General features: G+C 55.3%; 23 protein-coding genes. 14 read left to right on the plus strand and 9 right to left on the minus strand.

Features of this window, described 5'->3' with window-relative positions; genetic code table 11:
• From IQ22_RS06325 to garD, 3 genes are all read left to right on the plus strand, one after another.
• Positions 1–340, plus strand: a 340-nt coding sequence (locus IQ22_RS06325) for a dihydrodipicolinate synthase family protein (RefSeq protein WP_208733610.1), incomplete at its 5' end; no start/stop codon positions are given.
• Positions 341–497: 157 nt separating this feature from the next.
• Complete coding sequence (locus IQ22_RS06330; protein ID WP_145139765.1) at positions 498–1,538, plus strand: LacI family DNA-binding transcriptional regulator; 1,041 nt, start codon at positions 498–500, stop codon at positions 1,536–1,538.
• Between the two features lie 254 nt (positions 1,539–1,792).
• Positions 1,793–3,349, plus strand: a complete 1,557-nt coding sequence (garD, locus tag IQ22_RS06335) for a galactarate dehydratase (protein WP_145139768.1) — start codon at positions 1,793–1,795, stop codon at positions 3,347–3,349.
• 67 nt (positions 3,350–3,416) lie between these two features.
• Here the strand turns inward: garD and IQ22_RS06340 are convergent, their stop codons facing one another.
• From IQ22_RS06340 to gatC, 4 genes are read right to left on the minus strand one after another with little or no spacing between them, the layout of a single operon-like run.
• A complete protein-coding gene (locus tag IQ22_RS06340; RefSeq protein WP_145139771.1) occupies positions 3,417–3,854 on the minus strand; it encodes a septal ring lytic transglycosylase RlpA family protein in 438 nt (145 codons plus the stop codon).
• 49 nt (positions 3,855–3,903) lie between these two features.
• On the minus strand, positions 3,904–5,349 hold the full coding sequence (gatB, locus tag IQ22_RS06345) for an Asp-tRNA(Asn)/Glu-tRNA(Gln) amidotransferase subunit GatB (protein WP_145139774.1): 1,446 nt from the start codon (positions 5,347–5,349) through the stop codon (positions 3,904–3,906).
• 18 nt (positions 5,350–5,367) lie between these two features.
• Positions 5,368–6,825 carry an Asp-tRNA(Asn)/Glu-tRNA(Gln) amidotransferase subunit GatA gene (gene gatA / locus IQ22_RS06350; protein ID WP_145140654.1) on the minus strand — a complete coding sequence of 486 codons (1,458 nt, stop codon included), beginning with the start codon at positions 6,823–6,825 and terminating at the stop codon, positions 5,368–5,370.
• A gap of 14 nt (positions 6,826–6,839) precedes the next feature.
• Positions 6,840–7,127 carry an Asp-tRNA(Asn)/Glu-tRNA(Gln) amidotransferase subunit GatC gene (gene gatC / locus IQ22_RS06355; RefSeq protein ID WP_145140655.1) on the minus strand — a complete coding sequence of 96 codons (288 nt, stop codon included), beginning with the start codon at positions 7,125–7,127 and terminating at the stop codon, positions 6,840–6,842.
• Between the two features lie 223 nt (positions 7,128–7,350).
• On the opposite strand from gatC, the gene mreB reads away from it, so the two are divergent.
• The 8 genes from mreB to tldD all read left to right on the plus strand — a co-directional run bounded on the left by mreB (position 7,351) and on the right by tldD (position 18,583).
• Entirely contained in the window at positions 7,351–8,388 is a 1,038-nt protein-coding gene (gene mreB, locus IQ22_RS06360; protein WP_145139775.1) for a rod shape-determining protein MreB, read from the plus strand.
• 117 nt (positions 8,389–8,505) lie between these two features.
• On the plus strand, positions 8,506–9,561 hold the full coding sequence (mreC, locus tag IQ22_RS06365) for a rod shape-determining protein MreC (RefSeq protein WP_244309014.1): 1,056 nt from the start codon (positions 8,506–8,508) through the stop codon (positions 9,559–9,561).
• Complete coding sequence (gene mreD, locus IQ22_RS06370) at positions 9,561–10,049, plus strand: rod shape-determining protein MreD (protein ID WP_145139778.1); 489 nt, start codon at positions 9,561–9,563, stop codon at positions 10,047–10,049. The genes mreC and mreD overlap by 1 nt, the downstream gene beginning before the upstream one ends.
• 50 nt (positions 10,050–10,099) lie before the next feature.
• On the plus strand, positions 10,100–10,693 hold the full coding sequence (locus IQ22_RS06375; protein ID WP_145139781.1) for a Maf family protein: 594 nt from the start codon (positions 10,100–10,102) through the stop codon (positions 10,691–10,693).
• Positions 10,694–10,753: 60 nt separating this feature from the next.
• On the plus strand, positions 10,754–12,211 hold the full coding sequence (gene rng / locus IQ22_RS06380) for a ribonuclease G (protein WP_145139784.1): 1,458 nt from the start codon (positions 10,754–10,756) through the stop codon (positions 12,209–12,211).
• Positions 12,212–12,229: 18 nt separating this feature from the next.
• Positions 12,230–16,096 (plus strand): YhdP family protein, encoded by a 3,867-nt coding sequence (locus IQ22_RS06385; RefSeq protein ID WP_145139787.1) that lies wholly within the window; start codon positions 12,230–12,232, stop codon positions 16,094–16,096.
• Between the two features lie 62 nt (positions 16,097–16,158).
• Positions 16,159–16,998: a carbon-nitrogen hydrolase family protein gene (locus tag IQ22_RS06390; protein ID WP_145139790.1), complete on the plus strand. Its 840-nt coding sequence runs from the start codon at positions 16,159–16,161 to the stop codon at positions 16,996–16,998.
• Positions 16,999–17,140: 142 nt separating this feature from the next.
• A complete protein-coding gene (gene tldD, locus IQ22_RS06395; RefSeq protein WP_145139793.1) occupies positions 17,141–18,583 on the plus strand; it encodes a metalloprotease TldD in 1,443 nt (480 codons plus the stop codon).
• Positions 18,584–18,616: 33 nt separating this feature from the next.
• Here tldD and yjgA read toward each other — a convergent pair whose 3' ends face one another.
• Positions 18,617–19,141, minus strand: a complete 525-nt coding sequence (gene yjgA / locus IQ22_RS06400; protein ID WP_145139796.1) for a ribosome biogenesis factor YjgA — start codon at positions 19,139–19,141, stop codon at positions 18,617–18,619.
• A gap of 92 nt (positions 19,142–19,233) precedes the next feature.
• Between yjgA and pmbA the strand changes: the two genes are divergently transcribed.
• The 3 genes from pmbA (at position 19,234) to IQ22_RS06415 (ending at position 22,463) form a co-directional block, all read left to right on the plus strand.
• Positions 19,234–20,583, plus strand: a complete 1,350-nt coding sequence (gene pmbA, locus IQ22_RS06405; protein ID WP_145139799.1) for a metalloprotease PmbA — start codon at positions 19,234–19,236, stop codon at positions 20,581–20,583.
• A 303-nt stretch (positions 20,584–20,886) separates the two neighbouring features.
• Positions 20,887–21,507 (plus strand): superoxide dismutase, encoded by a 621-nt coding sequence (locus IQ22_RS06410; RefSeq protein WP_145139801.1) that lies wholly within the window; start codon positions 20,887–20,889, stop codon positions 21,505–21,507.
• A gap of 74 nt (positions 21,508–21,581) precedes the next feature.
• The gene (locus IQ22_RS06415) at positions 21,582–22,463 is read left to right on the plus strand and encodes a ZIP family metal transporter (RefSeq protein WP_244308992.1); all 882 of its coding nucleotides are present in this window, start codon (positions 21,582–21,584) and stop codon (positions 22,461–22,463) included.
• Positions 22,464–22,467: 4 nt separating this feature from the next.
• On the opposite strand, the gene IQ22_RS06420 is transcribed toward IQ22_RS06415, so the two are convergent.
• From IQ22_RS06420 to hpf, 4 genes are read right to left on the minus strand one after another with little or no spacing between them, the layout of a single operon-like run.
• Positions 22,468–22,740: an HPr family phosphocarrier protein gene (locus IQ22_RS06420; protein ID WP_145139804.1), complete on the minus strand. Its 273-nt coding sequence runs from the start codon at positions 22,738–22,740 to the stop codon at positions 22,468–22,470.
• Between the two features lie 14 nt (positions 22,741–22,754).
• A complete protein-coding gene (gene rapZ / locus IQ22_RS06425; RefSeq protein ID WP_145139808.1) occupies positions 22,755–23,624 on the minus strand; it encodes an RNase adapter RapZ in 870 nt (289 codons plus the stop codon).
• A gap of 1 nt (position 23,625) precedes the next feature.
• Positions 23,626–24,090, minus strand: a complete 465-nt coding sequence (gene ptsN, locus IQ22_RS06430; protein WP_145139813.1) for a PTS IIA-like nitrogen regulatory protein PtsN — start codon at positions 24,088–24,090, stop codon at positions 23,626–23,628.
• Positions 24,091–24,106: 16 nt separating this feature from the next.
• A complete protein-coding gene (gene hpf, locus IQ22_RS06435) occupies positions 24,107–24,415 on the minus strand; it encodes a ribosome hibernation-promoting factor, HPF/YfiA family (protein WP_145139815.1) in 309 nt (102 codons plus the stop codon).
• Positions 24,416–24,491 lie beyond the last annotated feature (76 nt).

Below are 24,491 nucleotides of genomic sequence, written 5' to 3' on the forward strand. Positions count from 1 at the left end.
CGGCCTGCCGACCGCTGAAGTTTATGCTGCAGCCTACAAGGCCCTGGGCGTACCGGTGTATTCCTCGGCAGTGTTTAACTTTATTCCCAAGACCGCTATGGACTTCTACAAGGCCATCGCCGCGGACGACCACGAGACCGTGGGCAAGTTGATTGATGACTTCTTCCTGCCGTATCTGGACATCCGCAACCGCTGCTCCGGTTATGCCGTAAGCATTGTCAAAGCCGGTGCGAAGATCGTAGGCCATGATGCCGGCCCGGTGCGTGCACCGCTGACCGATCTCAAGCCGGACGAGTATGAGCGCCTGGCGGCTCTGATCGATAAGCTCGGCCCGCAGTAATTTTTGGGCTCGGCGACAGCCCCCATGCAAACTGTCATTTACGCTGAGCCATTTTATCCTCAGGGGTAGCAACCGCTACCCCTGATGCTTTTCGTTGGATGCACGAGTGGGTCAGGGTCGGTAAGATGATGACATTCATTGACCACTGCGGCTCTCCATGGCGAAAAAGTCCAGTTCAACCGTTGACCGCTCTACGGCCGGTATTTCCAATCCAACCCTGATCGATGTTGCCAAAGTGGCTGGCGTATCGCCGATTACTGTGTCGCGCGCCTTGCATCGCCCCGAAGTTGTTAGCGAAAAAGCCCGAGAGAAAGTGCTGGAGGCGGTACGGCTGACAGGCTATGTACCTAATATGCTGGCTGGAGGCCTGGCTTCTAATAAAAGCCGTCTTGTCGCTATTTTCGTCCCTACAATTGCGCATTCGATCTTTGCCGATACCATTCAGGCTCTTATGGACCGGCTGGCAGCTGCTGGCTATCAGGCTTTGATCGGCCTGACCGGTTATTCGGCAGAGCAGGAGGAGCAATTGCTTGGCGCTGTCCTGGGACGTCGTCCGGACGGTATCGTACTTACTGGAACGCTGCACACCGAGCAAAGCAGGCAGCGCTTGCTGCAGGCAGGCGTGCCTGTGGTCGAGGCATGGGACCTCAGTGATAGCCCCATCGACATGCAGGTGGGCTTCTCACACGAAAAGGTTGGTCAGGCCATGGCCAGGCATCTACATGACCGAGGCTACCGACACGTCTCCGTTATATCCGTAGACGATCCACGGGCGTTGCGGCGCAGCCGTGCCGTAGTGGCTGAACTGGAAAAGCTTGGTATAACCAAGGCTCCCCTTGAAGCATTAAGCGCGCCAGCCACGTTACTGAGCGGGCGCACGGGCCTGAAACAGTTACTGGCTAAGGGCATACAGCCGGACGCGATTGTTTGTAGCTCGGATACGGTGGCCCAGGGCGTATTGGCCGAGGCAGCCAGTCAGGGGATCGCTGTACCAGAGGCGCTAGCTGTGCTGGGCTTCGGTAATCTCTCTGCAGCTGCCCACGTCTATCCCCCATTGTCTACTGTAAGCGTCGATGGCACCCGAATAGGGACTCTGGTAGCCGAAGCGTTACTACAGCGATTCCAAGGGAAAGAACCGTTGCGTGAATCCATATGCATCGATACAGGGTTCAAGATCATCGACCGCTCGACAACCTGATAAGAAGATTGAGATGAGTAGATGCTTGGCCGCTTGAATGATTGCGCAATCAGAGTAAGCTGCATGAGTCATGCAGTTTCCTGTACACAGCTATTTATTTTTGATTGCGCAATCATTGGTAGGTGAGTGTATAGGGCAACATAAAAAGGCGTAAAGCATGAGCGGTTGTCGGTTATGGCTGTGATTTCTCAGACATAGGCCTTTGCTAAGCCAGAACATCGTGATCAGTCTGAATATAAAAAAGGGTTAACCTCATGCACTTGATCGAACACCAGGATTCGCCGCGTTATATCCGACTACATGCTGACGATAACGTCGCTATTGTCATCAACGAGCAAGGAGTTGCAGTGGGTGGGCAATTTCCAGATGGCCTTGTAACCGTTGAAGCCATACCGCAGAGTCATAAAGTGACACTGGTCGATATTCCAGAAGGTGGTGCCGTACTGCGTTATGGCACAGTCATTGGTTACGCGCTCAAGCCTATTGCACGTGGCTCCTGGGTGAAGGAAGAGTTGCTCAGCCTGCCTTCGCCACCACCGCTGGATGACTTGCCGTTGGCGACCGATGTTCCGCCCATGCAGCCACCGCTGGAAGGATATACCTTTGACGGCTTTCGTAATCCTGATGGCAGTGTAGGGACGCGCAATATTCTGGGCGTAACCACAACGGTACAGTGCGTAACCGGCGTGCTTGATCACTGTATCGAGCGAGCCCGCAAGGAGCTGTTGCCTAAGTATCCGAATGTAGACGATGTGATTGCGCTAACGCATAGCTACGGATGTGGCGTTGCGATCAATGCGCCGGATGCCATCGTGCCTATTCGTACGCTACGAAATATCAGTCGTAACCCCAATCTGGGCGGGCAGGCCTTGGTTATTAGCTTGGGTTGCGAAAAGCTCCAGGCCGGGCAAGTTATGCCAGACGATGAGTTGCCTGCCGGTATTGCTGAGGAGGACTGGCTGTTCCGTCTGCAGGACTCCAGCAACGGTTTCACTGGTATGGTCGAGCAGATCCTCGAAATGATCGAAGATCGTCTGATGGTATTGAACGAGCGTCGCCGGGAGCCCTGTCCGGCTTCCGAGCTGGTAGTGGGAATGCAGTGCGGGGGCAGTGATGCCTTTTCTGGCGTGACGGCCAACCCGGCGTTAGGTGTCGCAGCGGACCTGCTGGTCCGAGCCGGTGCTACTGTGATGTTTTCCGAAAACACGGAAGTGCGTGATGGTATCCATCTGCTGACGTCTCGTTCTGCAACACCTGAGGTGGCAAAAGCATTGATTCATGAAATGGATTGGTATGATCGTTACTTGGATCGCGGGATGGCTGATCGTAGTGCCAATACCACGCCAGGCAACAAAAAGGGTGGTCTGAACAATATCGTCGAAAAGGCAATGGGCTCGATTGCCAAGTCAGGCTCTAGTGCCATTTCCGGCGTGGTTGCACCAGGTGAGCGGGTGAAAGGTAAAGGCTTGTACTACTGCGCCACACCTGCCAGTGACTTTATCTGCGGTACGTTGCAGCTGGCAGCCGGTATGAACCTGCATATTTTTACTACGGGACGTGGAACGCCGTATGGGCTGGCCATGGTTCCGGTAATTAAGGTATCTACCCGAACACAGCTGGCGGAACGCTGGCCTGACCTGATTGATGTCGATGCCGGGCGAGTCACGTCCGGGAGGCTAAGTCTGGAAGAGCTAGGTTGGGAAATTTTTCAGTTGTATCTGGATGTAGCCAGCGGTCGGAAGAAAACCTGGGCGGAAACGCACAAGCTGCATAACGATCTGGTTCTGTTTAATCCGGCACCGGTAACCTGAATCATGGGCGTGGCGGCCTTCGAGCGCTGCCACGCCGAATTGACCAACGAGTCTATGCGGTGAGTTCTCATCGTTTCGTTACATCCTGGTCACTGCTGGCCGTGTCGATGTTGGCGGCTGGCTCAAGCCGGACACGTGCAGTGCCCTGGTTGCGCATGCCAATGGATGCGGCGGCCTGTTCTGATAGATCGATGATTCGCCCCCGCGTATGAGGTCCGCGATCATTGATACGAACCGTCACGCTTTTTCTATTGCTCAGGTTGGTTACGCGAACCTGGCTGCCGAACGGTAGGGTGCGGTGAGCAGCAGTTAAAGCCCTGGGATCAAAGCGCTCACCACTGGCCGTTCTTCGGCCCGCATGGCGTGCACCGTAGAAGGAGGCCACTCCTTCAATGGAGTAGCGACTACCTGGCTGCAAGGGCTCCTGCGTACGAACAGCAGAGCATCCAGCCAATAAGCTCAGCAGAGCAGTGATCGCAATGATATGGAGTGCAACCTTGTGCATGCATCGATCCCTCTTATGAAAACGCCGGAGAGGCTCCGGCGTTTACTCATCAACCTTCCAGTTTCTTTTTCAACAGCTCGTTGACCTGCTGAGGATTGGCCTTGCCTTTGGAAGCCTTCATCGCCTGACCCACGAAGAAGCCAAACATTTTTCCGCGCTTGGCCTCGTCACTGGCGCGATACTGCTCAACTTGGGCTGCATTGGCTGCCAACACTTCACCCAGCATCGATTCGATCGCGCCGGTATCGGTGACCTGCTTGAGACCTTTTTTCTCGATGATCTCGTCGGCAGAACCTTCACCTGCGGCCATGGCTTCAAACACCATCTTGGCGATCTTGCCGGAAATGGTATTGTCCTTGATACGCAGAATCATGCCGCCCAGGTGCTCGGCGGAAACCGGCGAGTCGACGATGTCTAGGTCCTGCTTGTTGAGCAGGCTGGAGAGCTCACCCATCACCCAGTTAGCCGCCAGCTTGGCATCGCCACTGACATGCTGGACCTGTTCGAAGTAGTCCGCCATCTCACGGCTGGCCGAAAGTACTGTTGCATCATACGTAGACAGGCCGAAGTCACGCTCGAAGCGTTCACGTTTCTGCTGCGGCAGTTCCGGCAGCAGGCCGCGAGTTTCTTCAAGGAAACTGTCTTCGATCACCACAGGCAGCAGGTCAGGATCAGGGAAGTAGCGATAGTCATTGGCCTCTTCCTTGCTGCGCATGGAGCGCGTCTGATCCTTATTCGGGTCGTATAGGCGGGTTTCCTGTATGACCTTGCCACCATCCTCGATCAACTCGATCTGGCGCTGGACCTCATAATTGATCGCCTTTTCGATGAAGCGGAACGAGTTGACGTTCTTGATCTCGGCACGAGTACCAAACTCGGCCTGACCTTTTGGGCGGACCGAGACGTTACAGTCGCAGCGCAGCGAACCTTCGTTCATGTTGCCGTCGCAAATGCCCAGATAGCGCACCAGGGCATGGATGGCCTTTACATAGGCCACGGCTTCCTTGGCGCTACGGATGTCCGGTTCGGAGACGATTTCCAGGAGCGGCGTACCCGCGCGGTTCAGGTCGATGCCGGTCATGCCGTGAAAGTCTTCATGCAGGCTCTTGCCGGCATCTTCTTCCAGGTGAGCCCGGGTAATGCCGATACGCTTGACGGTACCGTCATCCAGCGTAATGTCCAGATACCCTTTGCCCACGATGGGCAATTCCATCTGGCTGATCTGATAACCCTTGGGCAGGTCTGGGTAAAAGTAGTTTTTACGCGCAAATACGTTGCGCTGGCCAATGTGCGCGTCGATGGCCAAGCCAAACTTGACCGCCATACGCACCGCTTCCTGGTTAACTACCGGCAGCACGCCTGGCATGCCCAGGTCAATCAGGCTGGCCTGGGTATTAGGCTCAGCACCAAAGGTGGTGGAGCTACCGGAAAATATCTTTGATTTCGTGGAGAGCTGTGCATGAATTTCCAGCCCGATCACGGTTTCCCATTGCATGTGAGTGTCCTCTGCCTTTTATTCCAGGAACCCTGTCGGGGCTTTCGTGTGCCAATCAGTTGCTTTCTGGTACTGATGGGCAATATTGAGCAGGCGGCCCTCCTGAAAATAGGGTGCCAATAGTTGGACGCCAACGGGCAGCCCATCGACGAAGCCAGCCGGCATGGACAGACCGGGAACACCCGCAAGATTGGCCGTGATGGTATAGATATCCATCAGGTATTCAGCCACGGGATCGTTGTTTTTCTCGCCCAGTTTCCACGCCACACTGGGCGTTGTTGGGCCAAGAATGACATCTACCTCATTGAAGGCAGCCATGAAGTCGTTCTTGATCAGGCGGCGGATACGTTGAGCTTTCAGGTAGTAGGCATCGTAATAGCCAGCAGACAGGGCATAGGTGCCTACCATTATGCGGCGACGTACTTCGTCACCAAAGCCTTCGGCACGGGAGCGCTTGTACAGGTCGGTCAGGTCTGCAGGGTCTTCACAGCGATAGCCGAAGCGCACGCCATCATAGCGTGAGAGGTTGGAGGAGGCTTCTGCTGGCGCGATCACATAATACGCAGGGATAGCGTGCTGCATGTTTGGCAGGCTGATTTCCTTGACGGTTGCGCCCAGTTTTTTCAGCTCTTCAACCGCCTTGAGGGTAAGGTCCGCGATACGGCTGTCCAGTCCTTCGCCAAAATATTCCTTTGGCAGGCCAATGCGCAGGCCGGCAAGTGGCTTCTCCAGGCTGGCCAGGTAGTCATCGACCGGCTGGTCCACACTGGTAGAGTCCTTGGGATCGAAACCAGCCATAGCCTGTAGAAGAAGAGCGCAGTCTTCAGCGTTGCGAGCCAGCATGCCCCCCTGATCAAGGCTGGATGCATAAGCGATCATGCCCCAGCGGGAGATGCGCCCATAGGTTGGTTTGAGGCCGGTCAGGTTGGTCAGTGCGGCAGGCTGACGGATCGAGCCGCCGGTGTCGGTGCCCGTGGCCGCAGGCACCAGTCGTGCAGCAACGGCTGCAGCCGAACCACCTGAGGAGCCGCCCGGGATACGGCTCGTGTCCCAGGGATTCCTGACCGGGCCGTAGTGGCTGGACTCGTTGGCCGAGCCCATGGCGAACTCGTCCATGTTCAATTTGCCCAGGCTCACTACCCCGGCATCGGCCAGCTTCTGGACAACTGTGGCGTTGTAAGGCGCGATAAAGTTGTCGAGCATTTTCGAGCCGCAGCTGGTGCGTACGCCTTGGGTGCAGAACAAATCCTTATGTGCAATGGGCGCACCAAGCAGGGCGCCGGTCTCGCCTTGAGCGCGACGCTGGTCAGCGGCTTTGGCCTGTTCGATGGCCTGTGCTTCGGTCACGGTGATGAAACTGTTAAGCTGCGGATCGACCTGAGCAATGCGGGTCAGCAATACACGAGTCAATTCCTCGGCAGAAAATTCCTTTGCCGAAAGCGCACGGCTGATCTCGGCCAGGGTCAACATATGCATAGGGGTGTCCTTCATTACTCAATCACCTTGGGCACCAGGAACAGGCCGTTTTCGACGGCTGGGGCAATGGTCTGGTAAGCATCGCGCTGATTGGTTTCGGTGACTTCATCGGGCCGCAGACGCTGCACGGCCTCCAGCGGGTGTGCCAGGGGTTCGACATGATCAGTGTTGACGGCCTGCATGTGATCGATGAGGCCAAGGATGTCATTCAACGTCCCGGTAGTTCGTTCAATATCCGCCTCGTTAAGGCCCAAACGGGCCAGGTGGGCGATCTTTTCGACGTCGGAGCGTTCGAGCGCCATCAGATTCTCCAGAAAATCGGCTTGACCATAAAAAAGGGCAGAAAGTCGAGTTACCGCACGCGAGCGGTCAAGCACCGCATTGAGAAAGGCCATAAAGGGCCACAGAAACGAGCAATCTAGCACATCACTGCCTTGCCCAAAATCCCTGCCGTTGTTAGAGTCTGCCGCAATTTTTCCCACGCGTTTCATCAGCGTGTCTGACGCCACCGTCTAGGGTCACCTCATGTTCAAAAAGTTGCGTGGCATGTTCTCCAGCGATCTATCGATCGATCTGGGTACTGCTAATACCCTTATTTATGTCCGGGACCGCGGTATTGTCCTGGATGAGCCATCCGTTGTTGCCATCCGTACACATGGCAACCAGAAGAGCGTTGTTGCCGTCGGTACCGATGCCAAACGCATGCTGGGCCGTACGCCGGGTAACATCTCGGCGATTCGTCCCATGAAGGATGGCGTGATCGCCGACTTCAGCGTTTGCGAAAAAATGTTGCAGTACTTTATCAACAAGGTGCATGAGAACAGTTTTCTCCAGCCCAGTCCGCGTGTGTTGATTTGCGTTCCGTGCAAATCGACTCAGGTCGAGCGGCGAGCGATTCGCGAATCCGCTCTGGGGGCGGGGGCACGTGAGGTCTTCCTGATCGAAGAGCCCATGGCTGCGGCCATTGGTGCGGGTTTACCCGTGGAAGAAGCACGTGGCTCCATGGTTGTCGATATTGGTGGCGGAACCAGCGAGATCGCCCTCATATCGTTGAACGGAGTGGTGTATGCCGAATCCGTTCGCGTGGGTGGTGACCGGTTTGACGAAGCTATTGTGACCTACGTTCGTCGGAATTACGGCAGCCTGATCGGCGAGGGCACGGCCGAACGTATCAAACAGGAAATCGGCACAGCTTACCCAGGCGGCGAACTGCGTGAGATTGATGTACGTGGCCGTAATCTGGCCGAAGGCGTACCACGCAGTTTCACCCTTAATTCGAACGAAGTGCTGGAGGCACTCCAGGAATCCCTGGCTACCATCGTTCAGGCAGTCAAGAGCTGCCTTGAGCAGTCCCCGCCAGAGCTGGCTTCCGACATTGCCGAGCGTGGCTTGGTGTTGACGGGTGGTGGTGCTCTGTTGCGTGATCTGGATAAGCTGCTGGCTCAGGAAACCGGTTTGCCGGTGATCGTGGCGGAAGATCCTCTGACCTGTGTTGCCCGAGGGGGCGGCAAGGCGCTGGAGATGATGGATCGGCACGCTATGGATCTTCTTTCCACCGAATAAGTCGCAAGCATGTCCCTAGGGGTTGTTTCAGGCTCTTAGGGACTCTTGGCTTGGCGCTTCGAGGACGAGACCATCAAGCGTATATTTTCCAAAGGTCCTTCGCTTGGCGTCCGTTTGCTGGGGCTGGCCGTTTTGTCGGCCAGTCTAATGGTGGTGGATGCTCGCTTCGACTATCTAAAGCCCGTGCGCAGTGAGTTGGGTCTGATTCTGACGCCTTTGTATTGGGCTGCTGATCTTCCCATGCGCGCATGGGAAACTGTGCATGATCAGTTTTCCAGCCGTACAGAAATCATCGCTGAAAATGAGCGGCTCAAGGCTGAGGCCTTGCTTATGCAGCGTCGACTGCAGAAGCTGGCGGCGCTAACCGAGCAGAATGTACGTCTCCGGGAGCTATTGAATTCTGCAGCCCTGGTTGACGACAAGGTGCTAGTAGGAGAGCTTATTGGTGTTGACCCTAATCCCTTTACACACCGCATTCTGATCGATAAAGGTGCCAAAGATGGCGTTTTCGTCGGTCAGCCTGTACTCGATGCCAGTGGTCTAATGGGGCAGGTGGTCGAGGTCATGCCCTATGCCGCCCGAGTGCTGCTTCTGACCGATGTAACGCATAGCATCCCTGTTCAGGTCAACCGTAACGGGCTACGGGCCATTGCCGTTGGAACGGGTAATCCGGAGCGGCTGGAACTGCGCCATGTGGCAGATACGGCGGACATCAAGGAGGGTGATCTGCTGGTAAGCTCTGGTCTGGGGCAGCGCTTTCCTGCCGGCTATCCCGTTGCTACCGTAACCGATGTAGTGCATGACTCTGGACAGCCGTTCGCTATTGTTCGTGCGGTGCCTACGGCCAAGTTGAATCGCAGTCGTTATGTATTACTTGTCTTTAGCGATCCGCGTACACCAGAGGAGCGCGCAAACGATGCCGCTCAGGCTCAGGAGGAGGCTGATCGCAAGGCTGCGGCGTCCGGTACGCCAGCAGCGCCTGTATCACCGGGTAGTGCTGGAACAGCGCAGCCTGGAGCTGGCGCACCTGCTGGGCAGGCTCCGGTAAAGCCGGGTACTACTTCTGTCTCTGCACCAGAGATATCACCGGCGACGCAAAAGAAACCGGCGGCGCCAGTGCAAGCGCCTGCCGCTTCTCCCGCGCCGGCAGAGCGCAGTCAGGGAGGTCGCTAATGGGCTGGCGTATTGGGCATAACGGCTGGGTTATCTGGCTGACCCTGATTCTCGGTCTGTTATTGTCCATTGCGCCTATGCCTGATTTCATGGAGATCGGACGGCCACTCTGGCTTGCCATGTTTCTGACATTCTGGACGCTGGCCCTACCGCATCGGGTTGGACTCAGTACAGCCTGGCTGTTGGGGCTGGCTGAGGATGTGCTGTATGGCAACCTGCTGGGTCAGAATGCCGTTGTGCTCAGTCTGGTCGTTTTCCTGGTTCAGTCGCTTCAGCAGAGGCTACGGGTTTTTCCGATCTGGCAGCAAAGTGGTGTGCTGCTGGTTGTTTACGGGCTTGCTCAGCTGGTGCAACTCTGGCTTAACACCCTGACGGGGAACCGTCCGCCTACGCTAGTATTTCTCATGCCGTCTCTGGTCAGTGCCTTGCTGTGGCCTTGGGTCTATCTGGTTCTGCGTGATTTGCGCACTCGTTTCAATGTCAGTTGATGTGCCACTGGGAGCCATCCTGTCGGCGCATGCATGTTCAGGAGACTTCCATGCCTCGTCTTTACCTTGCTTCCGGATCCCCTCGTCGCCGCGAGTTACTTGAGCAAATCGGAGTATCTTTCACGCGCGTTGCGGCCACTGTCGACGAATCCATTCTTCCCGGCGAAGCACCAACGGCATATGTCGAGCGTTTGGCCAGAGCCAAGGCGTTGGCAGGACTTGCCGCTCTTCCGGCTCATACCGACGCCTGCGTGTTAGGAGCCGATACGAGCGTAGTGCTGGACGGGAGAATACTAGGCAAACCCCGTGATCGCGGCGACGGTCTCGACATGCTGGCGCAACTCAGCGGTCGAGCGCATCAAGTTTTGACCGGCGTCGCTCTGGCGCATGGCGACCAGTGCGTTGTCCGGGTCGTTTCCAGCGATGTGCATTTTCGGGTTATCGATGAAGCCGAGCGTATAGCCTATTGGGCCAGCGGTGAGCCCATAGACAAGGCTGGCGGCTACGCTATCCAAGGATGGGGGGCCGTCTTCGTGAAGTACATCCAGGGTAGCTACAGCGGGGTAGTGGGCCTTCCGTTATGCGAAACGGCGGAGCTATTGTCTCTCTTTGCAATACCTTGCTGGCAAGTAGCTGCCAACTAGCGTGCTTCCACCCTCCGGTCCCGATAAGCTGGTAGCCCCCGAATAAAAATGGATATGTCTATGAGTGAAGAAATCCTGATTAACATCACTCCCATGGAATCGCGGGTGGCGGTCGTGGAAAACGGTGTCCTGCAAGAGGTCCATGTTGAGCGGACGCTGCGGCGAGGAATTGTAGGCAATCTGTATCAGGGGAAGGTGGTCCGGGTGTTGCCCGGCATGCAGGCTGCCTTTGTAGACATCGGATTGGCTCGTGCGGCGTTTATTCATGCCGCCGAAATCTCAACCCGAGAGGGGAGCGCAGTTGAAAGCATTACAGCGCTGGTTCATGAAGGGCAGAGTTTGGTCGTACAGGTTACCAAGGACCCGATCGGCACCAAAGGCGCTCGGTTAACTACGCACTTGTCCATTCCATCACGCTATCTCGTTTACATGCCACGTACTAGCCATGTGGGCATTTCCTTGAAAATCGAGGATGAAGCTGAGCGTGAGCGCCTCAAGAGCCTTGTGGAAACCTGTATATCGCGGGAGTGTATCGAGGAAAAAGGGGGGTTTATCCTGAGGACGGCCGCGGAAGGTGCGCGGGAAGATGAAATCATGGCGGATATTCGCTATTTGCGTCGTCTTTGGGCGCAGATTTCTTCTCAAATGAATGCAGTTCCTGCGCCGACTACGATCTATCAGGATCTTGATTTACCGTTGCGAACCCTGCGTGACCTTGTTAATCCACGCACTGAAAAGATCCGGGTCGATTCACGAGAAAACTTTCAGCGTATTGGCCAATTCGTCTCGGAGCTTATGCCTGAAGTGGCGGATCGGCTGGAACATTATCCTGGTGAGCGTCCTATCTTCGATCTGTACGGTATCGAAGATGAGATTCAGAAAGCCTTGGAGCGCAAGGTGGTTCTCAAATCGGGCGGTTACCTGATTATCGATCAGACCGAGGCGATGACGACGATTGATGTTAATACCGGTGCGTTCGTCGGGCATCGCAATCTGGAAGAAACCATTTTCAAGACCAATCTTGAGGCAGCAACAGCCATTGCCCGGCAACTGCGCCTGCGCAACCTGGGGGGCATCATCATTATCGACTTCATTGACATGGAGGATGAGGATCATCAGCGACAGGTGCTGCGCAACCTGGAAAAACAGCTCGAACGCGACCATGCCAAAACCAACATCATTGGTATCACTGAGCTTGGCTTGGTACAGATGACCCGCAAGCGGACCCGGGAAAGTTTGTCTCAGGTACTCTGCGAGTCCTGTCCTGCCTGTCAGGGGCGTGGCATGCTGCGGACGGCAGAAACGATCTGTTATGAGATTTTTAGAGAAATCCTGCGTGAAGCACGAGCTTATCAGGCCAATTCCTATCTGGTCTTGGCCAATCAGAAAGTGGTGGATCGTCTATTGGACGAGGAATCAGGCAACGTAGCGGATCTCGAGGCATTCATTGGGCGGACGATCAAGTTTCAAGTCGAACCCATGTATTCTCAGGAGCAATACGATGTCGTCCTGCTATAAGCCACTGGTTCTATCTTAATGAAGGGCACTGGGATCATTACCAGCAGGTTTCTGCGCGTTGCATTCAGCCTTGTGGCACTGGTTGTGGTCCTGCTGGCCTCGTACGTTAGTCTTGGGCGAGTCCTTATCCCTGGCATAGCCGAATACCACGATGATGTGGAGGCGCGGCTGAGCGCTGCGCTAGGTCAGCCCGTACGCCTGGGTATGTTGTCTGGCAAGTGGCAGCGGTTGAGTCCGGTTATAGAACTGCAGGATCTGGAGGTAGGGGAAGACCATCAAGCCTTGCATCTTGAGCGGGTTCGTGTCGTGCCGGATGTCTTCTCTAGCGTACTCCATCAGGAGCCACGAATAGGCGGGGTCGACCTGGAAGGTATTCGCCTGACGCTGGCCGAGCAGGCCGATGGGCGTTGGCAAGTGGTCGGTTTACCTACGCGTCAGGATAAGAAGAAACCTTTCGATCCAGGCCCGGCACTTATCTGGATGTCGCGTTTTAGCCAGGTGAACCTGCAGGGTGGTCAACTTACATTGATTCCGCAGCAGGGGAAAACATTCAGCGTTCGCTATGTTGAAGCAACGCTGCGTACCTCTCCCAATGGCGATGTGCGCCTGGACGGGCGTGCAAGCCTGCCTGACGGCCAACCACTGGCATTGAATATTCAGGGGCACGTCGAGGCCTCACGGTGGAGCGATAGTCGTTTGCGAGGTTATCTCAGCCTGCCGCAAACCGACTGGGCCCAGTGGATACCCGGTTCTCTGACTCGACAATGGCGTCTGGATGAGTTGCATGCCGGGGGCGAGCTCTGGCTGGAATGGGAAAATGGTGCTCTAGCTCAGGCCACCGCCCGGCTCAATGCTTCATCATTCATGGCTGCCTATGGAAACCGAGAGCCGATGCAGTTGAGTGATATCGCGCTGGATGTTGCGTTTGGACGAGATACTTCCGGTTGGCATGCTGTCGGCTCCAATCTGGCAGTCAGCATGGGTGAGCGGCGCTGGAGCGGCGTGACATTAGCGGTACAGCGAGATGAGGCCGCTCAGGCCTGGCATGTCCGTGCCGACCGCCTAAATCTAGTGCCGCTAAGTGCAGCCGTGCAGTCTTTGGCCCCGCTACCTGAGCAGGCGGCAGACATCATCACAGCTCTTCAGCCGCAGGGAGCCTTGCGCAATATTCGGATCGATTATTTCCCTACGCGGCCTAAACCACAGCAGCTTGTCTATACCGCCAATTTGGATAGCGTGGGGGTCTCGGCCTATCACGGTGCTCCTGCACTCGAGAATGTTACGGGCAGCCTGAGTGGCGGGCTCGAAGGAGGTGAGCTACGGCTCGACACGCGTGATTTCTCCTTGCACCTAAGTACTCTTTTTCCTGAGCCGTGGCGTTACCGGACGGCTCGGGCGCGTCTAACCTGGGCCTTGAGCGACAATAGCTTCACATTGTCGAGCCCACTGATGCGTGTATCCGGTGACGAAGGTGATGCCAGCGGAGACATATTCATCCGTCTGGCCCGCAAGCCTGGCGTCGAAAGTTACATGGATTTACGGGTCGGCCTGCGCAACGCTGATGCTCGCTTCGCTGAAAAATACCTGCCTACGCGGACGCCGGCCATGAGCAAGCCGCTGGCTGATTGGTTGAAAACGGCGATCAAGGCCGGCCATATTGAGGAAGGCTTCTATCAGTATCAGGGCTCGCTGATGCATGAAGCGCCACCTGGAGCTCGTACGATGAGCCTGTTCTTCCGGGTCAGAGAGGCGCAGTTGGCCTATCAGAAAGGCTGGCCGGCGTTGCAAAAGGCACACGGCGACATCGTCATTGAGGATAACTCCGTCAATATTCAGGTGGCTGAAGGAAGTATTCTCGATAGTCGTGTGAGTGATATGAAGGTGTCTATTCCATTGCATCATGATGGGCGTACGCCGCACCTATATCTCAATAGCAAGCTGGACAGTTCTGTTCGAGATGCCTTGAAAATCCTGCAAGACACGCCGCTTCCCACGGCCACGATCTTCAAGGGATGGCAGGGGGGCGGGGATTTACATGGGCAACTGGACTTGGATCTGCCGTTGGGGCATGACCAGGTTCCTAAGGTCATTGTTGATTTCTCGACGACTAACTCCTCGCTCAAGCTGTCTAAGCCTCGGTTGGATATCAATGCTATTCAGGGCACCTTCCGTTATGACACGACACAAGGCCTGAGCGCACCGGATATCCAGGCTCAGGTATTCGGTAAAGCCATACGGGGCAAGGCCTTGGCTGAGGGCACCGCCAAGGGCCCAAAGACGCGCTTGGTGGCGGAGGGGAGTGTTTCTGTCGACCGGCTGGCGCAGTGGCTGGAGTTGGACAAACGTCCGTTGCCTTTTTCAGGAACCTTACCCTACCAGATAGGCTTGACGCTCGCCGAGGCCAACAGCGAGATCGTGGTGTCGTCGCCCTTGAGGGGGGTAACTATCGACTTGCCAGCCCCATTCGGTAAGCCTGCCGAGACAGCGCACAATGGCTTCTTCCGGATGGAGCTCAATGGACCTGAGCAGCGCTACGAGGTGACCTATCAAGGTGTGCTTGATGCTGTACTGGCGGCCCCGCCCGCCCGCTTTGACGCTGTTCGAGGTGAGATTGTCCTGGGTGAGGGGACGGCAAACCTGCCGACAGAGCGTGGCTTGCGCATTCAGGGTGCGTTGGATCGGTTGGTTTTAGAACAATGGCAGGTTGCCCTGCAACAATATCGCCTACAGCAGGCACCTGCGGCTGCGGACAGTAATGCCGGTAGGCCAGGGGCATGGGAAGATGCGCTGCAGTGGCTGTCTGTAGGGCAAGTCAAAATAGGGCGTTTCGAGGGATTCGGACAGGCCGTGGATAATCTGGAGGTCCGGCTGGAGCCTCTTGAACAGGGTTGGTCGTTGCAGCTTGGTAGCGCCATTATTGGAGGTCAGATTACAGTTCCCCGTAATCCAGTCGATCCGATTGAGGTCGCGCTTAAGCACCTGAGCATACCGGCTTCACCTCCTGTACCCGAAAATACTTCAACCGTCAGCGCGCCTGATCCGCTTGCCCAGATAGATCCGCATGGTTGGCCAGCGATGGATGTATCCATCGATCGCTTCTCGTTAGGCAACGATCCGGTAGGTGCACAGCGCTTCAAAATCAGGCCGTCCAGTACCGGTGTACGATTTTCCGAGCTGAATCTTCAACTACGCGGGCTGAAGGTGGCCGGCACACTGGATTGGGAAGGCCAGCCTCAGGCGACACGAACGCACTATGTTGGACGGTTGGCAGGTGAGAATGTGGCCGATGTTCTCTTGGCCTGGAAGTTTGCCTCCAGTGTGACTAGTCAGCAGTTTCGTCTCGACGCTGATGTCAATTGGCCTGGCTCACCTGCCTGGGCCAGCCTTAATCGATTGTCCGGCGCGCTGGATGCCCGGTTGGATAATGGGCAGTTACGCCAGCTTGAAGGGTCAGCCTCTGCGCTTAGGGTGTTCGGCCTGTTGAATTTTGAAGCAATTCGACGGCGCTTGCGCCTGGATTTCTCTGACCTTTTTGGTCGAGGATTAAGCTATGACCGTATCAGTGCCCTGCTGGATGCCCGTGAGGGCGCCTATACGACACGTCGACCTATTACGCTCGAAGGGCCTTCATCGGACATGCGTATGAATGGCATGCTTGACCTGGCCAACGACCGCGTCGATGCCCGCTTGCAAGTTGGCCTGCCAGTAACCAACTCACTGCCAATTGCTGCCCTGATCGCCGGTGCGCCAGCAATTGGAGGTGCTCTGTTCATTGTGGATCGTTTGATTGGTGATCGGCTAACCCGAATGGCCAGCGTTAATTATCACGTCCATGGACCCTGGCAGAACCCGCAGATCACCTTGGGCAAGCCGGAAGGTCAATAGCTGTTGGCATTGAATTTGAGGGCAGGGGGTGCGTAGCATGAATGATCAATCGGGAGGTCGCCATGACATTCGCGGTAATACAAATGGTCAGTCAAGCGGACGTACGCGCCAACTTGTCCGCTGCTCGTCGGCTACTTGAGCAAGCCGCTGAGCAGGATGCTCGCTTGGCGGTGCTGCCAGAGAACTTTGCGGCCATAGGTCATCGTGATCCAGGAAGCATTGGACAAGCCGAAGCGCATGGAGAAGGCCCTATTTTGCCTTGGCTAGCTCGGACTTCACGCGAACTAGGGCTTTGGTTGGTAGGCGGCACCCTGCCGTTGCCGCCTGACAACGAGCCGGATGCCAAACCTTGTGCCTGTTCTTTGTTATTTAATGATCAGGGCGAACGGGTAGCTCGCTATGACAAGCTTCATCTATTCGATGCCAGCGTTAATGACATCCAGGGTCGCTATCGTGAGTCCGCTCAATATGCGGCAGGCGAACAGGCGGTCGTAGTTGAGACACCTATAGGTCGGGTTGGACTGACAGTCTGTTACGATTTGCGTTTTCCCGAGCTTTATACCGCGCTGCGAGAGGCCGGCGCTGAACTCATTACAGCACCATCCGCGTTTACGGCCGTGACGGGCGAGGCTCATTGGGCGATTCTCATCCGGGCCCGTGCGATCGAAACGCAGTGCTATGTTCTGGCGGCTGCACAAGGCGGACAACATGCTCAGGGGAGAGAAACCTGGGGCCACTCAGCCATTATCGACCCTTGGGGACGTGTGTTGGCCGAATGTGAGCGTGGCGAGGCCGTTCTTCTTGGGCAGCGCAACGAGGCTGGTCAACAGGCTGTACGTGAACAGATGCCGATCACCCAGCATCGCCGTTTCACGTCGTCCCGTACACCCTTGTCACTCTGAAGAGGCCCAATTACAAATCGGAGTAATTGGGCATTTCCATTAAGCACAATGCACAGGACGCGCTAAGGTCAATAGTGAAGAATTGTCTTGATTCAATGTGTTGTGCACATTTAGCAAAAATCTCACGGCTACTGGAGTACGCATGAGCCAATACCTGACTTCCGTCAGTCAACATCTTCTAAGTCCGGGCGGGCTTGAGTTAGACGCCTTGCCCACAGTGCTGCATCAATTGGCCGGGCCCGGCATCGATGCGGCCGATTTGTATTTTCAAAGCATGGTGTCCGAGTCTTGGCTTCTGGAAGACGGTATTGTCAAAGAAGGCGGTTTTCATCTAGACCAGGGCGTTGGGGTGCGCGCGCAATCTGGAGAGAAAACTGGCTTCGCCTATAGCAATGCCATCACCCTTGATGCCTTGAATCAGGCAGCCCAGGCTGCACGTTCCATTTCCCGAAGCGGTGTAAGTGGACAAGTCCAGGTCTTCGGCGCGGTCGAGCCGACCCGTTTGTATGGCGAAGACAATCCACTGGATGTTCTAAGCCGTGCAGAGAAGGTCGAGCTGCTCAAGAATATTGACGTAGCGACACGTGCGCTTGACCCACGTATTCAACAGGTGACGGTTAGCTTGTCAGGTGTTTGGGAGCGTGTTCTGGTGGCGGCTAATGATGGCACTCTAGCAGCCGATATACGCCCGCTGGTGCGCTTTAATGTCAATGTTGTTGTCGAGCAAAATGGGCGACGCGAGCGTGGTAACAATGGTGGCGGAGGTCGAACCGATTACCGGTACTTTCTGCGTGAAGACCGAGCTATGAGCTATGCCCGCGAGGCTGTGCGCCAAGCTCTGGTCAACCTTGAAGCGGTAGCGGCACCAGCAGGAACGTTTCCAATCGTTCTCGGTTCGGGGTGGTCCGGTGTACTGCTTCATGAGGCCGTAGGGCATGGTCTGGAAGGCGACTTCAACCGCAAGGGCAGCTCCGCCTATAGTGGGCGTGTCAATGAGCGGGTGGCCTCGCCACTCTGTACTATTGTTGACGACGGTACGATTCCAGATCGACGCGGTTCGGTTTCTGTAGACGACGAGGGCACGCCGGGCCGGTATAACGTGCTGATCGAAAACGGTATTCTCAAAGGTTACATGCAGGACAAACTCAATGCTCGCTTGATGGGAGTCGCTCGTACCGGAAATGGTCGGCGTGAGTCCTATGCGCATCTGCCCATGCCGCGCATGACCAATACCTACATGCTGGCTGGTGAGAGCGATCCGGCCGAGATCATCGCCTCCGTAGAGAAGGGCTTGTATTGCGCCAGCCTGGGCGGTGGCCAAGTAGACATCACGAGCGGCAAGTTCGTCTTCACGACTAACGAGGCGTACCTCATCGAGAATGGCAAGGTAACCCGCCCGGTTAAGGGGGCAACCCTTATCGGTAACGGGCCGGACGTCATGACGCAGGTTTCAATGGTCGGTAATGACCTTTCGCTAGATAACGGCGTAGGAACCTGCGGCAAAGAAGGGCAGTCCGTCCCGGTTGGTGTAGGTCAGCCCACCCTTAAGATTGACGCTATCACCGTAGGGGGAACCGGCGCATAACCGTGAGCGGGTAAGAGGAGTGGGGGACGCGTATCAACGCAGTCCCCGCTTGGTATCGTCCAGCTCGCGAATGTACTTGAACAACTTACGTGCAGCAGTAGGCGGCTTGTTATGCGCCTGCTCATGTTGAGCGTGGCGAATTAACTGTCGCAGGTGCTGGCGATCAGCTTCCGGGTAGTCTTCAACAAACGCCTGTAGTGCTTCGTCGTCACCTCCCAGCAAACGATCCCGCCAACGCTCAAGCGCATGGAAACGTTCGTTGTACTGGCGCGTAGACGAGTCGACTTGGTCGATCAATACCATGATCGCATCAATGTCCTGATCGCGCATCAGTTTACCCAGGTACTGGACGTGCCGTTTACGAGCCACATTAGCCTTATGTTTAGGCGCTTCGGCCAAGGCACGGCGAAGTGGTTCGGTTAACGGTAGACGATCAAGCAAGTCGGGGCTCATTCCGGCGAGACGTTCACCGAGTTCTTGCAGGGCAAGTAGTTCGCGCTTGATCTGCGATTTGCTCTTCTCTCCGGAGAAGGCGTCGTCATCAAGAAAATCAGACATGAGGGCGGTCCATAACTAAAGGTCGCCATCATAACGAGTCAGAGGTCGGTTGTCCGGTCCGCCGGGCTGCCAACGCTGTATAGGAGAGAAGCATGAGTCAATCCGTAGAAGCTGTCGGCCCGGCGGCTTTGCCCGCCTTACGCGATCAGGTAGAGCGCATTCTGGCCGAGGCGCGCCGGCAGGGTGCCAGTGCTTGCGAAGTGTCAGTGTCTGTTGAGCAGGGCCTGTCTACGACAGTACGCAAAGGGGAAGTGGAAACAGTTGAATTCAATCGTGACGAGGGATTTGGAATAACCTTGTATCTGGGGCAACGCAAAGGCTCGGCCAGTACTTCGGCCACCGGCGAAGATGCGATACGAGAAACCGTTGCCGCCGCACTAGCCATCGCTCAGCATGCGTCTGAAGATGAATACTCCGGTTTGGCCGATCCGGAGAAAATGGCAAAAGATCTACCGGATCTCGATCTGTTTCACCCCTGGGCTATTACGCCCGACGAGGCAATTGAAAAGGCATTGATTTGCGAGGCCGCTGCTTTCGCGGCTAATGCCAAAGTGACCAATGCAGATGGGACGAGCCTGAATACCCATCAAGGCTGCCGTATCTATGGGAACAGCCATGGTTTTATCGGTGGGTATGCGAGCAGCCGCCACAGTTTGAGCTGCGTTATGATCGCGGAAAGCGAAGGCCATATGCAGCGGGACTATTTTTATGACGTAAATCGTCAGGCCGGTGAATTAATGAATCCCGAGCTGATTGGTCGTCGCGCCGCCGAACGGGCCGTAAGCCGACTGGGAGCTCGTCCCGTGCCGACTGCCCAGGTTCCGGTACTCTTCGCTCCCGAGCTGGCCTCAGGTTTGTTTAGCAACTTCCTGGCGGCGATTTCGGGTAGCAATCTTTATCGCAAAACCACGTTTCTTGAGGGTGCCTTGGGGCAACAGCTATTTCCCGAGTGGTTGACCATTGATGAACGGCCCTTGTTGCCGCGAGCACTGGGTAGCGCATCGTTTGATAACGAGGGTCTGGCCACCTATGCCAAGTCTTTTGTCGATAAAGGTGAATTGGTTTCGTATTTGTTGAGTACTTATTCGGCTCGCAAATTAGGTATGCAGAGCACTGCCAATGCAGGCGGCGTACATAATCTCTTCGTTAGTCATGGTGACGAGGACCAGGCTGCTCTCATTCGCCGTATGGGGCGCGGTCTGCTGGTGACTGAACTCATGGGGCAAGGGGTTAATCTGGTCACAGGCGATTACTCCAGAGGCGCTGCAGGCTACTGGGTAGAAAATGGAGAAATTCAGTTTCCTGTCCAAGAGGTCACCATCGCCGGGTGCCTGCGCGATATGTTCCGTGACATCGTAGCGATTGGCAATGATGTCGACACCCGCGGAGGTATTCGTACCGGCTCAGTACTGATCGAGTCCATGATGCTGGCTGGGCGCTAGCCTTACTAGTCTGGTAAGGCAACAAACAAGCGGGGCGGTGGAATGAATCCCCCCTTTAGTTTGTCGAAGCTTAATATATGTTTTTGATAGAAAATATCATTTGATATTAGTTCTTACTTGGATGTTCTTTTGATAGGCTGCTGTGAGACCTTTTAAAAGCCCAGTGAAGGCACCATTTGTGATAAGCGTGTGTGCTATGGCCGCGCTTTTCACTGGCAGTAATAAGGTGAATGTTTGAAGCAACCAAAGCCTGCCTCTCGCCAGAGCTGGCAGGCGAAAGCCACTCTCAAAGGAGATGACAACATGCCCCATACACTTCCCCAGCTTCCATATGCCTACGATGCGCTTGAGCCTCATATCGACGCACAGACAATGGAGATCCACCATACCAAACACCACCAGACCTATATCAACAACCTGAATGCTGCGCTTGAAGGTAGTGGGCTTGAAGATCTGCCAGTCGAGCAGTTGTTGACTCAGTTGGACAAGGTTCCCCAAGACAAGCGCGCCATGGTCGTCAACAATGGCGGCGGACACGCTAACCATTCGCTATTCTGGACAGTCATGACTCCTCAAGGCGGCGGTAACCCTGACGGAGCGCTGGCTGAGGCCATCAACTCCCAACTGGGTGGTCTGGACGCTTTCAAAGAGGCTTTCACCAAGGCTGCCGTGTCTCGTTTCGGCAGCGGCTGGGCCTGGCTGAGCGTAACGCCAGAGAAAAAACTGGTGGTAGAAAGCACATTGAATCAGGACAGTCCTATTATGAATGGCAATACGCCCATTCTGGGGCTAGACGTTTGGGAACACGCCTATTACCTGCGTTACCAAAACCGTCGCCCTGAATACATTGGTGCTTTTTATAACGTCATCAACTGGCCTGAAGTAGCTCGCCGCTATCAAGCAGCGATGGGCGGAGCCGCCTGATTCACTACTAAACAGACGGTGCAGCTAGTTCTGCGCCGTCGTCATGACTTTTTCTCTCCCGCCTAAGAAGTTTTATGCGCGCCTTTCAAGCCTTCCTGACTACCAATATTCGCTGGGCCCTGCTGTTTACACTGTTATGTGTGACTGTATTTCTTGTTCAGCTCGAGGAGCTCAGGCAGCTTTTTCAAGCTGCTCCCATGCGCGCAGCTTTACAAGGTGGATTGCTCTGTGCTCTTGGTACCGCTCTAGGGGCTCTTCCGGTTCTTGCGCTGGCTCGTGTTTCAGAACGCTTTTCAAATGCCCTGCTGGGATTTGGCGCAGGTGTCATGCTGGCTGCTACAGCCTTTTCGCTATTGATTCCTGCTTTGGCGGCCAGTGGCGACTTAGGGTATTCCAAATGGGGTAGTGGAGGCTTGGTCAGTGCGGGGCTGTGTTTGGGTGTAATGGGCATGCTTGCACTTGAGCGTATAATGCCGGCTCAGGAATTAAGCGAAGGGGAGAGGACCTCAATTGTCTCTCCGCGCATCCTTTTATTTGTCGCAGCGATTGTCTTGCATAATATTCCAGAGGGAATGGCTGTCGGCGTAGCCGAAGGGGCCAGTTTGGAAGGTGCTGACAGCCTAGCACTAGGTATCGCCTTGCAAGATTTTCCAGAAGGTATGGTCATTGCCTTAGTGTTGGCAGGCGCTGGTGTCAATCGTTTCAAAGCTGTTGGTATCGGTGCGGCATCTGGGTTGGTTGAGCCGCTGTTTGCCGTTATTAGTGCTTGGCTGGTCAGTATCAGCCAACTACTGTTGCCTTGGGGGCTGGCTCTGGCGGCTGGTGCCATGTTGTTTGCCGTTACCCACGAAGTTATTCCTGAGACGCATATTCGAAAGGGTTACAAAACCTCGGCTACTGTAGGGCTTGCTATAGGCTTTTGTTTGATGATGGTCATGGACACAGCGCTGGGGTAGGTAGTTACTCACCCTCGTCAAAGCGATTGTTGATTAGTTCAAGCAACGCCTGTAAAGCCTCTTCGCTCTGTTCGCCTTCAGTAGTGAGATGAAGTACCGTACCTTTGCCTGCTGCAAGCATCATGACTGACATGATGCTTTTGCCATCGATCTGGCTTTCGGGGCTGCGTCCTACCTTGACTTCACAAGGATAGCGTCCCGCCACGCCGACGAATTTAGCGGCTGCACGGGCATGCAGACCCAGCTTGTTGATGATGGTTATTTCTTGGGCGGGCATTGCGTCTAACATCCTTAGTGGTGATGTCCAGAAATATCTCGATGACGAATCTGGACTTTTTTCAGTTTGGATTTAAGGGCCGTTCCCAGGCGTTGAGCCAGGTAGACCGAGCGGTGATGTCCTCCCGTGCAACCGATGGCAATCGTGACGTAGGAACGATTGTTGGCTGCAAAGCTGGGGAGCCATTTGATTAGATAATTATAGATGTCCTGATAGAGTTCTTCGACTTCAGGCTGCTCTTCCAAATACCGGATAACGGGCTGATCCAGTCCGGACAGCTCTCTCAAATCGGCCTTCCAGTAAGGGTTAGGCAAAAAGCGGATATCAAACACCATGTCGGCATCTACCGGGATGCCTCGCTTGAATCCAAACGACTCGATAAGAAAGGCAGTACCAGGCTCGGGGGCATTAAGCAGCCGAAGCTTTACCATATCCTTGAGTTGATACAGGTTGAGACTGGTAGTGTCGATCTTTAGATCGGCCAGATCGGCAATAGGCATGAGCAGCTGCTTCTCGTCCTCTATCGCTTCAGCCAAAGAGCGATACTCGCTGGTCAGCGGATGGCGCCTACGCGTCTCCGAGAAGCGCTTGAGTAATGTTTGATCGTCAGCATCAAGATACAGTACGTCGACCCGTATATGCCGAGCACGCACTTGCCCGAGTAAATCCGGGAAACGTTGTAGCTGGCTTGGTAGGTTACGTGCATCGATGGACAGTGCCACCTTGGCCTGAATTCCTTCTGAACCCAGCAGTGTACGCTCCGCCAGTTCAGGTAAAAGCCCGGCGGGAAGGTTGTCAATGCAGTAGAAGCCATTGTCTTCTAGCACATTAAGCGCTGTGCTCTTACCAGAGCCGGAGCGTCCGCTAACGATAATCAGATGCATATCATTGACCGCTTTGGGCGTCGATGACTATTTGATGGAGCTCGCGGCTGGTAGTTGCATGACGCAGATGATCACGCATGTCGGCTTTATCCAACATGGCAGCGATCTGACGAAGCAGTTCCAAATGCTGTTCGGTAGCTGCTTCTGGCACCAATAATACAAAAATTAAGTCGACAGGAGCGCCGTCGAGCGAGTCGAAATCGACTGGTGTCTGTAGGTGACACAGTACACTAAGCGGTTCCTTGGATCCGCTCAGACGGCAATGAGGAATAGCAATACCATTGCCGAATCCTGTAGAGCCGAGCTTTTCCCGAGCTAGAAGGCTTTCAAAGATGGACTGGGCATCGTGCCCAGGCAAGTCAGCAGCCGCAATCTCGGCAATGTGCTGGAGCACGGCTTCTTTACTGGTACCCGGCACACTCACGTGTGAGCGGCCGGGGGTCAGGATGGTTTCTAATCGAATCATAAGGTGGTTACAGGTCTCAACGGACGCCCAACCCCTGCTGCCGCTCGAGCTGCTTCTCTTTGTGCTTGATCAATTGGCGGTCGAGCTTGTCGGCAAGCAGGTCAATGGCAGCATACATGTCATCGTGCTCGGCATTTGCAACGACCGAGGCGCCTGCTACATGCAAGGTGGCTTCAACTTTTTGCTTGAGTTTGTCGACCTGCATGATCACCTGCACATTGGTGATACGGTCGAAGTGACGTTCGAGTCGGACGAGCTTCTCTCCAATGTAGCTGCGTAGGGAGTCGGTAACATCCAGTTGATCACCACTGATGTTGACTTGCATACCGCGTTCTCCTTATTGCCGTGGTGTAACAGGCAGGCAAGGTGCCTGCCTCGGTAACACGTCGAGCCTGGCTGCG

The organism is Pseudomonas duriflava (genome assembly GCF_007830155.1).
Taxonomy (GTDB): domain Bacteria; phylum Pseudomonadota; class Gammaproteobacteria; order Pseudomonadales; family Pseudomonadaceae; genus Chryseomonas; species Chryseomonas duriflava.